This is a genomic window from Pseudomonas sp. TE12234, assembly GCF_054061835.1.
The window spans coordinates 13207-27295 of the sequence record NZ_JBSSEP010000002.1 but is presented as its reverse complement, the minus strand read 5'-3'; the positions used below and the strand labels follow the sequence as shown (position 1 = coordinate 27295).

Annotated in this window: 11 protein-coding genes and 1 pseudogene; 1 reads left to right on the top strand and 11 read right to left on the bottom strand. The window is 55.3% G+C overall.

Annotated elements, in window-relative coordinates:
• Positions 1-88: 88 nt before the first annotated feature.
• A complete protein-coding gene (locus tag ACVWYU_RS03830) occupies positions 89-709 on the bottom strand; it encodes a TetR/AcrR family transcriptional regulator (protein ID WP_457371940.1) in 621 nt (206 codons plus the stop codon).
• A gap of 242 nt (positions 710-951) precedes the next feature.
• Between ACVWYU_RS03830 and ACVWYU_RS03825 the strand changes: the two genes are divergently transcribed.
• Positions 952-1416 (top strand): transcriptional regulator, SarA/Rot family, encoded by a 465-nt coding sequence (locus ACVWYU_RS03825; RefSeq protein WP_457371939.1) that lies wholly within the window; start codon positions 952-954, stop codon positions 1414-1416.
• Between the two features lie 95 nt (positions 1417-1511).
• Here the strand turns inward: ACVWYU_RS03825 and ACVWYU_RS03820 are convergent, their stop codons facing one another.
• The 10 genes and pseudogenes from ACVWYU_RS03820 to ACVWYU_RS03775 all read right to left on the bottom strand — a co-directional run.
• Positions 1512-2768, bottom strand: coding sequence for an OprD family porin (locus ACVWYU_RS03820; RefSeq protein WP_457372261.1), 1257 nt, complete (start codon positions 2766-2768; stop codon positions 1512-1514).
• Between the two features lie 374 nt (positions 2769-3142).
• On the bottom strand, positions 3143-3769 hold the full coding sequence (locus ACVWYU_RS03815; RefSeq protein ID WP_457371938.1) for a trimeric intracellular cation channel family protein: 627 nt from the start codon (positions 3767-3769) through the stop codon (positions 3143-3145).
• A 7-nt stretch (positions 3770-3776) separates the two neighbouring features.
• A complete protein-coding gene (locus ACVWYU_RS03810) occupies positions 3777-5033 on the bottom strand; it encodes a M20 family metallopeptidase (RefSeq protein ID WP_457371937.1) in 1257 nt (418 codons plus the stop codon).
• A gap of 51 nt (positions 5034-5084) precedes the next feature.
• Positions 5085-5513 (bottom strand): MarR family winged helix-turn-helix transcriptional regulator, encoded by a 429-nt coding sequence (locus tag ACVWYU_RS03805; RefSeq protein WP_457371936.1) that lies wholly within the window; start codon positions 5511-5513, stop codon positions 5085-5087.
• A 165-nt stretch (positions 5514-5678) separates the two neighbouring features.
• Positions 5679-6320 carry a 3-oxoacid CoA-transferase subunit B gene (locus ACVWYU_RS03800; RefSeq protein WP_457371935.1) on the bottom strand — a complete coding sequence of 214 codons (642 nt, stop codon included), beginning with the start codon at positions 6318-6320 and terminating at the stop codon, positions 5679-5681.
• 8 nt (positions 6321-6328) lie between these two features.
• A complete protein-coding gene (locus ACVWYU_RS03795; RefSeq protein ID WP_457371934.1) occupies positions 6329-7021 on the bottom strand; it encodes a 3-oxoacid CoA-transferase subunit A in 693 nt (230 codons plus the stop codon).
• Between the two features lie 409 nt (positions 7022-7430).
• The gene (locus ACVWYU_RS03790) at positions 7431-8573 is read right to left on the bottom strand and encodes a carbohydrate porin (protein WP_457372260.1); all 1143 of its coding nucleotides are present in this window, start codon (positions 8571-8573) and stop codon (positions 7431-7433) included.
• A gap of 253 nt (positions 8574-8826) precedes the next feature.
• Entirely contained in the window at positions 8827-11232 is a 2406-nt protein-coding gene (locus tag ACVWYU_RS03785) for a glucose/quinate/shikimate family membrane-bound PQQ-dependent dehydrogenase (RefSeq protein ID WP_457371933.1), read from the bottom strand.
• A gap of 405 nt (positions 11233-11637) precedes the next feature.
• Positions 11638-12984 (bottom strand): short-chain fatty acid transporter, encoded by a 1347-nt coding sequence (locus ACVWYU_RS03780; RefSeq protein WP_457371932.1) that lies wholly within the window; start codon positions 12982-12984, stop codon positions 11638-11640.
• Between the two features lie 425 nt (positions 12985-13409).
• Positions 13410-14078, bottom strand: a pseudogene (locus ACVWYU_RS03775) (site-specific integrase); the annotation flags it as partial.
• Between the last annotated feature and the right edge of the window lie 11 nt (positions 14079-14089).

Below are 14089 nucleotides of genomic sequence, written 5' to 3'. Positions count from 1 at the left end.
CAAGGGCAGGGTGTTTCACCAAGGGAGGTAATAAACACTGTTAGTGTCGTTATGCTTATTAAAAAAACGCCGAAGCGGCATTGTCGGTTTATCCAGACCTCAAACCCTTCACGACAATGGCAACGGCACTGTCGATGTAATCCAAGTTTTCGAGGTTTGCCGTGACCAAGTGAAGCCAGGACATACCAGTCAACATCGAGACGGCGCTATCAACGGCTGGACCATCGTGGATATCCCCTGATTCCACCGCCCGGGCAAAAATCTTTCGCAACGTGCGCTCTCGACGTGGCAAAAACTCTTTCCTGAACTCCTCAAGCGCTCTGGGCTCGTGCTGGATCTCTGCAATCAAGCTGCGCAATGTTTCGCCCGCGCTTGAAGTGCGCCACCAGTTCCAGAGGGAGCGCAAGTGAACGATCAAGTCGCTCTCCAGATCCCCTGTGTTCGGTTGTGTCACAAACGTCAGTGCGGTGCGTTCATACACATCCCTGAGCAAAGCGCTCTTGTTCTTCCACCAGCGATAGATCGTAGGCTTGCTCGAACCGGCACGTTCCACCAGCGCATCCATCGTAAATGCTTGATACCCGCGCTCCTCAAGGATCGCCGCAGCGGCCTCAAGAATGGCTTCTGTACTCTGAGGGCTGCGCACGGCGCCGATGGAGGATCGGCTACGCGCTTTGACGGGTTTGGGCTGGTCGGAATTGGAAGTCATATGGTGTTCTGAATTGTTTTGCACGGCCTATAGAAACTGTGAGTATTTATAAGTTCAAAAATATCTTCAGTCAATAAGAGAAGCTCATTTCAAGTATTCAATCCGTGAATAGTCAGTATGGTGTTAGGTTATGATCTGTTGCTGAGGTTGATGTTACAGTGATAATTATTTTGATCGTGCGCTGTTAATTTATTGTTGATTTTCATTAGAAACACCCACGCGACAGACTTTTGGAGGTACGAGTGGCTACGCATTTAATTGACGCATTTAATGTACTTGAGAGCGTTAATAAAGCGATGGGGGATTGGATAGAAAAGTCCATTGTCAGCCACAATCTGGCGGTTCTGGATTTTCGTATCCTTGATAGCTTGGCCCAAGGCAATGCAGCCACTATGGACCAGTGCGCCAGGCATCTAAACATCATGCCATCCAAAGTTTCTTCAAGTGTGGAGAAACTTGAAAAAGTTGGCTACGTGCAGCGTCGTCGCGACCGGCCGGATAGACGAATGGTTTTTTTGCAATTATCTGATGAGGGTCTTGAAGTATATGAGCTTGCTCTAAACACGTTGAATGAGCAGTGGCGAAACGTACTGGGTAATGTCGGCACCGATGTAAAGCAAATGGCTGCACTGTTCGCCGGCCCCACTCTAGCCCCCGTTGGGGATTTGGTCAAAAACCTGCTGCGGGAAAGAAGTTCGGCCGTTTAATCGGCATTACGATATCTATGCAGTCGCGGCGGCTATTGAATCTTAAAGCCGCCGCGTCACTTTCGATGAATAGCTCAGTTACACCTAGCGATTGCTTAGAGTATGTCTAGAGGGTATTCGATGAAGGCTCGGACCTCGTTCATGTTAGGGCCGACATCGCGGTCTGCTCGGTAAATCGAGTTTCGCAACTTGAATGACAGATCCTTGAATGAGCCCTCCTGCACCACGTATTTGACCTGGTTGAAGAACTCACGCTCTGTATTGTCTTGCTCTCCACCTGCAACGATGTTGCTGCCGCGTACATACGCTGTCTTGTACGTAAGCCCCGGCACGCCAAACTCCGCGAAGTCCAGCTCGTAACTCAGTTGCCACGACTGCTCGTCTTTCAGGTTGAAGTCAGAGTAGTAAGAGTTGGCGACATAAATGGCGCTACCACCATCGCCATAGTCATAGGCATAGCCGGCATCGCCGCTGTTACGCTGGTGGGCGATGATAAACGCATGCGCGCCGACGCTGTATTTAGCCGCCAGACTCCAGATAGTGTTGGTGTCATTGACGCCATCGCCACCAAAATCCAACGCTGCTTGGGAGCCATTGTCATAGTCAGTGCGGTAAATGTTGAAGTCGAGGTTCAGCGCCTGGGAATCCGAAAACGGCACTGTATAGTTAACGTTGCCATAGTACTTCTTGTAGGTGTCCTTTACGTCAGAATGATACGCCGCGACACTTAAGGCGTCGGTCACTCTGTAGGTGCCACCAATCACATCAATACTTTTGAGATGATTCGGGTCACGTGCCGGATCGCCCATTGGGCTATCTGCGGTGAACCGTCCGGCATTCAACTCCAGCCCTTCGATTTCCTTGCTTGTGACAAGTGTGCCGGTAAAGGCTTCGGGCAACAGACGCGAGTCGTCGTATGCGAGCACCGGCATAGACGGGAACTGGTTGCCGTAGCGCAATACGGTATTGGAAAAGCGCAATTTCAGTGTCGCCCCTGCCTCTGAAAGGTCGTCGACAGGGTGGCCATCGCTGTCGGCGTCGAAAAAGGCCGTGTAATTGCGCCCGCGACCGCTATCGAGCTTCACACCGAGCAAGCCATAAACATCCAGGCCGACACCGACTGTTCCCTGGGTAAAGCCAGACTGGAATGTACCAATGAAACCCTGGCCCCATACCTTGGCGTCATTGGTGTCGTTCTTGTAGTCGCGATTGAAGTAGGCATTACGCAACAGCAAGCTCAAGTCACTGTCCTCGATAAAGCCTTTGGCGTCGGACTGATCACTGGCAAAGGCACAAGACGAGCTTGCCGAGATCAGCGTGCACGCGATCGCGACATGTCTAGGATTGAACATCAGATACTCCCAATAGCTATTTTCTAGATTCTGGTGTTGGCAGGAGGCTGCAAAAATCGTTGCTGGCCACAATGAGAAGTGGTTTTTTGGCGGGGTAATTGTTGGTCTGAATGCTTCCACCGGTTGCAGCAGCACGATAAATACTATTGGAAACAGCTCTGGGATAAGTCCTATTTTTGATTCTAATTATCAATAAAATCAATGATCTAGAATTTAGTAACAGGGGTAAGCTAGCGGGGATGAATTCACAGGGTGATGCTTGCGCAGCAGTGCAGGTGTATCTCCACTTCATCACTCCTTTGATGCACTTTTTTGGCCCGCCCACGCGCGGGCCTTTTTTATGTGCGCTGTCGGACCTGAAGAGCACTGCCAGGCTATTTGGAAGAATCATCTCCAATGGAGGGCAGCCGCCAACCGTAGTGAAGTGACGCCATGCGCAGTACGGTACATCCTGCGGCGGTCAGCCACGAGGTCAACACCGAATTGGCGCCGCTATAGCTGAGCACAACCTCGACAGCTGCGCCTGCCAACGCGGCAGACGCGTAGATTTCCCGCTGCAGGATGCCTGGCACGCGTGATAGCAAAACATCCCTGAGTACGCCGCCACCGACAGCGCTGACCATCCCCAGAACTATCGCGACCTCGGCCCCGGCCTGCACGGCCAGCGCCTTTTTCGCGCCGGCCACTGCAAACAGTCCAAGGCCAATCGAGTCGAACAGTTGTACGGGGGATTTCATTCGACACACCATCGGATAAGCCCACACCACCCACGCAGCAGCGATCAGCGACACGACCAGATAGCGCCAACTCGACAGCCCGGCTGGCGGCAGCGTACCCAGGCAGAGGTCGCGAAGAATCCCACCACCGCATGCGACGATGAACGTGATAGAGGATATGCCGAACAGGTCCAATCGCTGCTGGCGTGCGGCAACTGCGCCGCTTACACCAAATGCGAATGTGCCGAGCAGATCTATGACGGTGTATATCAGGTGAGTGTCCATTGCTGCGCTACTCAGCGTTACCGAACCAGGCGAATGCTGCGCAAAGCATCGTTTCGAGCCCCGTACGCAATGTGGGGTGCAGTAAAGGTGCGAACTGTGGCGAGTGATTGCTTGGTATGCTGTTTATTTTTCCCTTGGCCTTGGCCTGTTCGTACACTTGCGGATCTGTACAACCTACGAACCAGAACACATAGGGCACCTTCCAGGCTCGGCCGAACACACTGAAATCCTCACTGGCCGCTGCCGGCGCCGTTTCATAGGCTCTGTCACCAAACCAGGCGCCAAAGGCATCAGCCAAACGGGTAGAGGCGCGCTCATCATTAACCGTCAACGGGTAGCGGTTGATTGTTGTGATCTCCGGATCGCGTGGAGCATTGGATGCAGAGCATTCGGCGCAGCAGATCCGCTTGATGGCGCCCAGCATGTGCTCGCGCACGCCCTCGTCGTAGGTGCGCATATTGAGTTTCAACGTCGCATTATCCGGGATGATGTTTTCCTTGGTGCCAGCCTGTAACGAGCCAACCGTCAGGACTGCCTGGTCCAGCGGGGAGATTTCTCTGGACACAATGGTCTGCAGCCGCAGTACCGTTGACGCCGCCATGATTACCGGATCGACCGACGTTTGTGGCTGTGAGCCATGGGCGCCACGGCCGAACATCTTGATTTTCAAGCTGTCACCGGCGGAAAGGATGGTGCCACTGCGGTGCCCCACAGTGCCGGCTGGCCCTACCATTACATGCTGACCCAGAATGATGTCCGGCTTGGGGAAACGATCGAGCATGCCGTCGTCGATCATGTTTTGCGCGCCCACACCCACTTCTTCACCCGGTTGGAAAACAGCCAGGAGAGTACCGCGCCAGGTGCCGCGGTTTTCGGACAACACCCGAGCAACCCCCATCAACCAGGTGACATGCATGTCATGCCCGCACGAGTGGCAGACTGACACCTCCACACCGTCTTCGTCACGGGTGACGACGTCGCTGGCATAGGGCAGGCCTGTTGCTTCGGCCATGGGCAACGCATCCATGTCGGCGCGCAGCATCACCACCGGGCCCTCACCGTTGCGCAGCACGCCGACAACACCTGTGACGCCGATTTCGCGTGTCACCTCGTATCCGTAGCGCACCAGGTAGTCGGCGGCGATTTTTGCGGTGCGATACTCATACATCGACAGTTCAGGATGACGGTGCAAATCCTTGTAGACCTCTTCCAGCTCAGGCAACAAGGCATCAAGATCGGAAATCAACTTTTCGAGGGACGACATGGGGTACTCCTTAATGTAAAAGAGGGCGGGAAAAGTGGAAGAGGGACGGTGTCAGGAAGGCGGAAGCAGACTTTCCATCAGTTTTGAAAGCAGACCATCAAGTGCAATGCGTTCCTTGGGCGAGAGCGCGCAAACCAGCTGGTCTTCAAGTTCGGAGCCGACGACAGAGGACTCGTCAGCGATCCGCGAGCCCTCGGCGGTTGTGCGCAAACCAACGCTACGGCGGTCGACCGGGTGAGGGGCGCGCGAGATGAGCTCACGCGTCTCCAGCAGCGCCAACGTCTTGGAGAGCAGTGTTTTTTCCAGGAGGGCGCGTGATGAAACTTCTTTTGGAGTGATGTCTGGGCAGGCCTGAATCAGACGCAACACCCGCAATCCGCGGACATCCAGATCCCAGTGCTGACGGTACACGGCGTTCGCGTGTTCCATCAGCAGGGCACTGGTCATATCCAGCTTGAAGTTCAGAAAGTCGGAATACATGGCAAGCTCCAGTCGAATGGCTGAAGTATAGCCGAATAGTTGAAATATTCAACTATAATTACAATGACTGGCCGCTCTGGCTTAACCTTGGAGCCCTGACTACCTGTTGCCGGACAAGCTTGAAGCCGTCCGGCACATGGCTGCCTGACCGGTAAACTCAGTCCGTTATCGGATCAACGGCACGCCACTGAGCGCTTGCAGGTCCTCAAAGCTGATGTCGGCCAGAATCTCCCGGACCTTCAATCCTTTCGCAGTAACGTCCAGAATAGCCAGGTCGGTATAAATCCGAGTCACGCAGCCAATGCCGGTCAACGGGTAGGTACATTGCGGCACCAATTTGCTTTCGCCCGTCTTGGTCAGGTGATCCATCATGACGAACACCTGGCGTGCACCTGTCGCGAGGTCCATGGCGCCACCCACGGCCGGAATGGAACCTTCGGCGCCGGTGTGCCAGTTGGCAAGGTCGCCATTGACCGAGACCTGAAAGGCGCCAAGCACGGCAATGTCGATGTGCCCACCGCGCATCATCGAGAACGAATCGGCGTGGTGAAAATAGGCACCACCGGGCAGCAGCGTCACATGCTGTTTACCCGCGTTGATCAGATCATCGTCTTCCTCACCCGGCGCAGGACTCGGGCCCATGCCCAGTACACCGTTTTCACTGTGCAGGAACACTTCCTTGTCACCCAGGTAGTTGGCCACCAGCGTAGGCACGCCAATGCCCAGGTTCACGTAAGAGCCTTCGAGAATATCGTCGGCCACACGTTGGGCCATTTCGCTGCGCGATAGTTTTTTCATAACAGTCATGGCGGGCCTCAGTTGACGTTGGCTTTCGAGAGAGGGGAGCGCGGCACTTTGACCACGCGCTGAACGAAGATCCCCGGCGTAATAATGTGTTCGGGGTCCAGCTCTCCCAACTCGACGATCTGATTGACCTGGGCGATTGTGGTTGTCGCTGCCATTGCCATGATCGGTCCAAAATTACGCGCAGCTTTGCGATAGGTGAGGTTGCCCCAGCGATCGCCCTTTTCGGCCTTGATCAGTGCGACGTCGGCGCGCAACGGCATTTCAAGTACATAGTTGCGACCGTCGATCACCCGGGTTTCCTTGCCTTCGGCCAGCAACGTGCCATATCCGGTAGGCGAATAAAACGCACCGATCCCGGAGCCTGCCGCACGAATGCGTTCGGCCAGGTTGCCCTGAGGCACGACCTCAAGCTGGACCTTTCCGGCCAGGTAGAGTTCGTCGAAAACATAGGAATCGGATTGGCGTGGAAACGAACAAATGACCTTGGCAACGCGCCCGGCCTTGAGCAAGGCGGCCAGACCGATTTCACCGTTGCCGGCATTGTTGCTGATGATGGTCAGCTCGCGAGCGCCCGACGCAATGACACCATCTACCAACTCCGATGGCATCCCGGCAGTGCCGAAGCCACCCACCATGATGACCGAACCATCGGCAATGCCGTCCAGTGCGGCAGCGATGGATTCAAATGTTTTATTGATCAAGGCGTACTCCTGTTTTTATGTGGGCTGAACAGAGTGATCCGACGGAAAACCGCATGAATCACTGTGACTGCAACGATGTGTATAGCCTGCCAAACTACGGGTGAAGGAGGGTGCCCCAGCACGAGATGTCGTGCGATTAGCGAACAGAACCGTGAGTAGTTGAACGGGCATGACTGAAAGCCTTCGGCGGCAATCGCGGGGTTTCGTGTCGCGCCCGTCGTCGATAGACGATCGGCGCAGAGGTCTTACGAAGGCTTGAAGAACGTGTCTTCCTAATAACCCCAACCCTCTGATGCTGCCGCATCCGTGCATAGATGAAGTTCTTCGCGATCAACACAAATAATCGGACAACAAAAAACCGGACTTGCGCCGGTTTTCCTGTTTCTTTGCAGGTCCCATAATCGAGAGATTAGAGCGCAGCTTTCACCTGCAAACCGAGCACCAGTGCATTGTCGATGTCTTGCCCGGAAAATGCGCCCGGTTCGATGATGTATTGCACATTCGGTCGAAGTGTCAACCAAGGAGTGGCTTGGTAGCCGTAGCCAAGCTCAATCAATTGTTCGGCACTGTTCAAATTCGGGAACGTTCCGCCATTGGCCAGCGCGGCGTCCTCCTGCACATCGCGGCTGCGCGGGTTAGGTACAGCCCGGCCATAGCCCAGAGCGACAGTGTCACGCGGGCGACCTTCGAACGGCTTGTACAGTACCACGCCGGTGCCGTACCACTTGGTGAACGGTGAAGCCGCTTCGCTGGCCGACGAGAATTGGCCGAAGGCGTGCAGGCTGCGCCCCTCGGACGATTGCGAACCCCACACGGCCTGATCAACCAGCAGGTAATACCCGCCGCGGCCGGACACTTCTTTATCGCTGCCGATACGTTTCACGTCGGAACTGTCGTAGTAGTAGCCAACCTTGTACTCGCCGGGCAACTCACCCGCGTGCTTGTAAACCAGTTCGATCGGCACCACGGTGCCGGTCGTATGTTTCGGGCCCAGATGCCAGGCACGGCTGGAATTGCCGTTGCTCTCAGGATCGACATTGAAAGCCGCCACTCGCAGCTGCCAGGACGACGACAGATCGTACTTCACACGCACGCCTAAGTGGGCGTTGGGGTAGTTAGTCCAGCCACTGCCGCCGGACATGTTCAGCGGATGGCCGCAAAAACCGGCGTTCATGAAGTTGCAGAGAATGCCGCTGTCCAGGCCACCGAGGTCGTTGCCCATGGCCATGTAACCCAGCTTCACATTGAGCGCCGGGATGAACAGGCTGCGCTCGTAACTCAGTTCAGTCAGGCGAGTGTAGAGACCGCCGTAGTTTTCCTGGATGGGCAGGCGGTTGCCGACCAGATCCTCGGAGGCGCTATTGCCGCGTCGGTCGTTGATAGTCAGCTGAATTTTGCCGGCGTTTTCGACGCCATACAGTTTGCTCAGGTCGAACTGCGCGCCGAGCTTGATGTTCTGCGAGTAACGAGCCGAACGGTGTAGGCCGCCATCGGCGTTGTAGGCGGTCTCGCCGCTGTAATCACCGGTGAATTTGATGCCATCTTGATCCATCTGTTGACGCAGACCACCCCAATCACCGCTCAGGGTACTGCGGGTAAAAAGATTCGAATCAGTATCGGCGAAGGCAGGAAGGGAGGTGCTGCAGGTCAGGCCCAACAGCAAGCCCCAGCCTGCATGAGAAAAGCGAACAGCCAAAAACATGTAAGTCGTCCTGGTGGAATCTTGAATGATTTCGCAAAGCACCGTGGCACCCGCAGGTGCCGCGTACACTGAGATTGCCCGCCTGTGAGGCGGGCACAGCGGCTTACGGCAAGGCGTAAGCCATCACGTAGTCGCCGCGATCGGTCGACTGGCGCGCACCACCGGCGGTGACGACGATGTACTGCTTGCCGGTCTTCGGTGACACGTAGGTCATCGGGCCGCCCTGACTGCCGACTGGCAGGCGAGCTTTCCACACTTCTTCACCGTTGCCGCTGTTGAAGGCGCGCAGGTAGAAGTCCTGAGTACCGGCGATGAAGATCAAGCCACCTTGAGTCGACAGGGTACCGCCGAGGGTTGGCAGACCTATCTTGATCGGCAGATGCATGCGAATACCCAATGGACCGGTGTCTTCAACTGTGCCGACCGGAACCTGCCATGCGATTTTCTGCGTCTTCATGTCGATGGCGGTCAGCGTGCCGAACGGCGGTGCCTGACAAGGAATGCCGGCGACCGACAGGAAGCGGTTTTTGTTCACCGCATACGGCGTGCCCTTGAGCGGCACGGCGCCCATACCGGTGTTCAGCGCTTCGCCACCGGACGTGGCCTGGCCTTTGTTCTGCGACGGGATCATCTGAATCCATAGGCCCAGACGCATGTCGTTGACGAAGATGAAACCGTGCACCGGGTCGGTGGAGATGCTGCCCCAATTCATGCCACCCAGCGAACCCGGGAAACTCAGCGATTTGTCGGTACCCGGCGCGGTGTACAGGCCGTCATAACGCATCGATTTGAAATCGATTCGGCACAACAGCTGGTCGTACGGCGTCGCGCCCCACATGTCGGATTCGGTCAGGTGCTGAGCACCGATCTGCGGCATGCCCACCGATTTCGGCTGGGTTGGCGAGTACGGTTCGTTGGGGATGTTTGCCGCCTTGACCGGTACTTCTTTAACGTCGGTCAGTGGCTTGCCAGTGGAGCGATCGAGCACGTAGATCTGCCCGGCCTTGGTGCCGATGACCAGCGCCGGAACGGTTTTGCCGTCCTTGGTGAAGTCGATCAGGCTCGGCTGCATCGGCAGGTCGAAGTCCCAGAGATCGTTGTGCACGGTCTGGAACACCCAGCGCTCTTCACCGCTGGTGGCGTCCAGCGCGAGAATCGAAGCGCCGTAGGTGTGATCGAGTTTGCTGCGCTCGACACCATAGATGTCGGTGGACGAACTGCCCATCGGCAGGAAGACCGTGTTGGTGGCCGGGTCATAGGACATCGGCGCCCAGCTGTTCGGCGTGCTGCGTACGTAGGTGCTGCCTTCTGCCGGCGCATTACGATCCTGCGGGTTGCCCGGGTCGAACGCCCAGCGCAAGGCGCCGGTCATCACGTCGAAACCACGGATCACGCCGCCCGGCATGTCGGTTTGTACGTTGTCAGCCACGCGACCACCAACCACCACGGTGGTGCCCGCCATCAGCGGTGCGGATGACAATTGATAGTAGCTGTCCGGAACATCACCCAGGCCTGCCTTCAGATCAACCTGACCGTTGTTGCCGAACCCTTGGCAAAACTCGCCGGTGTCGGCATCGACTGCGATCAGGCGGGCATCAATGGTGTTGGTCAGCAAACGGCGCTGGCAATTGGCTGCCGGGGCAGGTTTGGCTTCGATGATGGTCGAGTTGCCTGGCTGGGCGATGGACTTTGTGGCATCGAAATAGGCCATGCCACGGCAACGCTGCCAGACTTTCGACTTGGCGTTGATCGCGTTTTTCCAAAGTTCCTTACCCGTGTCGGCATCTAGTGCGATCAGGTTGTTGTGCGGGGTGCAGATGAACACTTTGTTGCCTATCTGCAGCGGGGTGAGCTGGTCTTCGGCGCCATTGCCATCGCTCTCGGCGACGTCACCGGTGTGGTACGTCCACGCTACCTTCAACTTGTCGACGTTGTTGCGGTTGATCTGATCCAGCGCAGCAAAGCGGCTACCGCCCTCGGTATTACCGTAGTGAGCCCAGTCCTTCTGCGCATTGGCTGGCTCGACGGGCGTCAGGCCGGGGCCAGTGCCCGTGGCGGCGACAGTCGGGTGCGCAACGAACATGTTGCCAGCGGCCACTGCCAGCGCAATCGCCAGCACAGCAGCGATGCCATAGGCACCGTAACCTGGCACGCCACCATTGGCACGCTTGAGCAGCGGGTAGACCAGCGTGACCGCCAGGCCAACGGCGCTGAACATGAACAGGCGCGAGAACACCGGCCAGAACACCAGCCCGGCATCACTCACCGCCCAGATCGCCGTACCCACCAGAAACGCAGCGAACAACCAGGCACCGGCTGTTTTGAAGCGAGCGATTAGAAGACCGGAAACGGCCATCACCAGCCCACCCACCAGGAAGTACCAGGAGCCTCCCAGGCTGACCAACTTCACGCCGCCTGCAGCAAGCGCCAGGCCGAGCAGTACTATGATCACGCCCAGTCCAACCAGAATGAATTTTGATATGCCCGAGAGGCGTTGACTCTGCTTCACGTTGAATGTCCCGTTGAAATGAGGGGGGCATTATATAGTTAGGTAACTAACTAGTTAAATCATAATTCGGAATGAAGCGTATTTCACTGCTCAATTAAGCGCCTGATCGAAGAGCAGCTCGCCTCGGGGATTTGCAGGGATCGATGAACGTAAACAAAAGGCTCTTTTTTGTCAGGGGAGGGCGGATTTATGACAGGTATGGATCACGGCGTGGTAGTGCGAATCGAACAGACTCGGCCGCGACTTGCTGACGATTAACTGACGCATGGTTGGAAGCGTAACGGTTTCGACTAGGAGGGCTCGCGCGCACCACCCGTGGGCGGCTACACGCGGATGATCGACAGGAGAGATGGAATCCTGGCTCAACGAACAAGGCGATGGGAATAATCCCGTCGCCCTCAAACGTCAGTGGCCCTGATAACCCCACAACAACACAGCCCCGATGTAAATCAACCCAACCCAAATCATCATGATGACGGTATAACCCATCACGTCTTTGAGCCGCAGTCGCGAAAGTGCAAGCGCCGGCAAAATCCAGAATGGCTGTACCAAATCGTTCCAGGCATTGCCCAGCATGACCGCCATCGATGTCTGGGCGAGAGAGCTGTTCAGTGATTTCGCAGCCTCAATCATGAAAGGGCCCTGGATCGCCCAGTGTCCACCACCCGACGGTGCGAAGAAGTTGATCACGAACGAACTGGTCAATCCCCAGAACGGCAACGTCTGAGCATTCGCTACCCCGACAAAAGTGTGGGAAATACTTTCGACAAGACCCGAACTCTGCATGATTGCCATGATGCCGGCATAAAACGGGAATTGCAGGATGATGCCCGAGATCGTCTTGATGCCTTCGCCGAGGCTCGCGATGTACTGTCTAGGTGTGCCGAGAAGCAATATGCCGAGAAATAGAATGAGAAAATTGATCTTATTCAGGTCCAGACTGCCACCATTGATGAAATGCAGGGCCAGGTAGCCCATGCCGAGCAGTCCGATAACTGTGCTTAGCAGTCGGCTGTTGTTTAACTTGGCCGCCAATGTGTTATCGGCAAAAAGAGTGTCGATTGGTGATGCCTTATTAATCGAGTCCCCCCGGCGCAGTGACGGATCTATCTCAACGATGTCCCTGGCATGTTTGGGGTGCAGCCACGCATTGAGAAGAGGCAAGGTGATTAGCACGCACAGCGTTGTGAGCAACATAGGCAAAGAAAAAATAGTGTCTCCTAAACCGATCAGCCCCATCTTGGATTCCAAAGAGTGGCCGGGCGTAGAGATCAATACTGGAATGGTTGCCGATAATCCCAGACCGTAAAATGTGAAACCGCTGTACGCCGCGGCGATAATCAGAGGGTAATGGACACCCCTGACATGCACAGCCAATTTGCGCGCCACGATACCGCCGATGACAAGACCAAACCCCCAATTAAGATAACTGCCGATCGCCCCGACCAGTGTTGCAACAATGATCGCAGTCGTAGGTTTGCTGACACGGCTTACGACCCGGTCTAGAAAACCGTTAACAACCGAAGAGACTGCCAAGACGTAACCCATCGCCAGAATGACAGCCATCTGTGCGGTGAATGCCAACAGACTCCAAAAACCATCTCCCCAGCTTCGTAGCACTGCTGCAGGCGCCTGTCCTTGCGTCAGGACTGCAAGAGCCATGGTCAATAGTGTTAACCCGATCGCAAAAACGAACGGATCAGGCATATACCGCCTCATCAATTCTGTAAAAAAGTCAGCCAGCTTATCCAATGTATATTCCTTGTGTTTATTCTGTTGGCTCACCGCCTAACACTAACTAAGTGTCTGTTTGGCGGCCGACTGCAACATACGCCAGAAAACAATCAAGGTTCAATAAATAAGCGTCAGAAGCGTTCGGTGATCGGCCAAAACAACCTAAGAGGTTATTAATAGCTCACATTAGATACTTTGGAGGTATGTCACAATACCTGTAAAGTATTTAACTCCACTAAAAGCAGCTATCAAAAGGGCGCCAATACCCCTCAATGCCTACGAAGCCCAGCGGCCTATGCAGCACGCCGCAGACAGTGGTGCTGACCAAAGTTGTCGCGAGCCAACAATATGGTGTCGCTGTACAAAGCACTAGGCGGCCAACCAGAGAAAATCGCGCGATGTAAGGCTCCATCCAGAACCAACATTATCTGATGCGCACGAAATTACTTCCGCATTTTTAATCCCTTAACCGACTTCGCTCGTTGTTCATCCAAGGCATTGTAATAGGTGTTTTGGGTCGTACTTAAACTGTTGTGTCGCAAGTCTGCCTGGAGGTCTTTCATGTCGCGAAATGGCGCGTCGAACGTCGCGGCCGTATGGCGTAACCAATGAAGCGACGCAGAGCGAAGTTGATCAATCTCGTCTTCACTCCAACCTTCACTCCAACCTTCACTCTTCATACGTTGCAAGGAGCGGTCAAACACGACTTGAAGAATCGAACGTAAATGTCGATCCGAGAGCCCACCGCGACCGTTCAACGTGCTAATCAGTGGCGTTTTTTTCTGTGGCGAGGGCAGGGGAGAGAGATTAAGGAAGTGGCGATACCTCACAAGATAGCGCTCGATGTACTCGTCCCTCACACTGATCTTCGCCGCTTTGTTACCTTTACCGACGACGTGAAACCACCAATTGCCCGTTGTATCGCGCCGTAAATCTCCCATTGTTGGCTGCCAGTTGTCACGCCCGATCAGGTCCGAGACCCGGAGGTACATCGCAAAAAGTGTCGTTAGGATAAATAGCGTGCGTTCGTGGGCGGGGTCATCGTCCGCCATCTGTTCTGCAGTATCAATCACGAAACTCCATTGCAACTCGGTTAGGGACCGTGAATCCACAGAACATACGC

What these genes read in the sequence shown, in the direction of transcription:
- ACVWYU_RS03810 (WP_457371937.1), bottom strand. Translation starts at nt 5,033, where the DNA reads ATGTCGTCCCTCGAAAAGTTGATTTCCGATCTTGATGCCTTGTTGCCT.
- ACVWYU_RS03800 (WP_457371935.1), bottom strand. Translation starts at nt 6,320, where the DNA reads ATGACTGTTATGAAAAAACTATCGCGCAGCGAAATGGCCCAACGTGTG.
- ACVWYU_RS03790 (WP_457372260.1), bottom strand. Translation starts at nt 8,573, where the DNA reads ATGGATCAAGATGGCATCAAATTCACCGGTGATTACAGCGGCGAGACC.
- ACVWYU_RS03820 (WP_457372261.1), bottom strand. Translation starts at nt 2,768, where the DNA reads ATGTTCAATCCTAGACATGTCGCGATCGCGTGCACGCTGATCTCGGCA.
- ACVWYU_RS03830 (WP_457371940.1), bottom strand. Translation starts at nt 709, where the DNA reads ATGACTTCCAATTCCGACCAGCCCAAACCCGTCAAAGCGCGTAGCCGA.
- ACVWYU_RS03815 (WP_457371938.1), bottom strand. Translation starts at nt 3,769, where the DNA reads ATGGACACTCACCTGATATACACCGTCATAGATCTGCTCGGCACATTC.
- ACVWYU_RS03805 (WP_457371936.1), bottom strand. Translation starts at nt 5,513, where the DNA reads ATGTATTCCGACTTTCTGAACTTCAAGCTGGATATGACCAGTGCCCTG.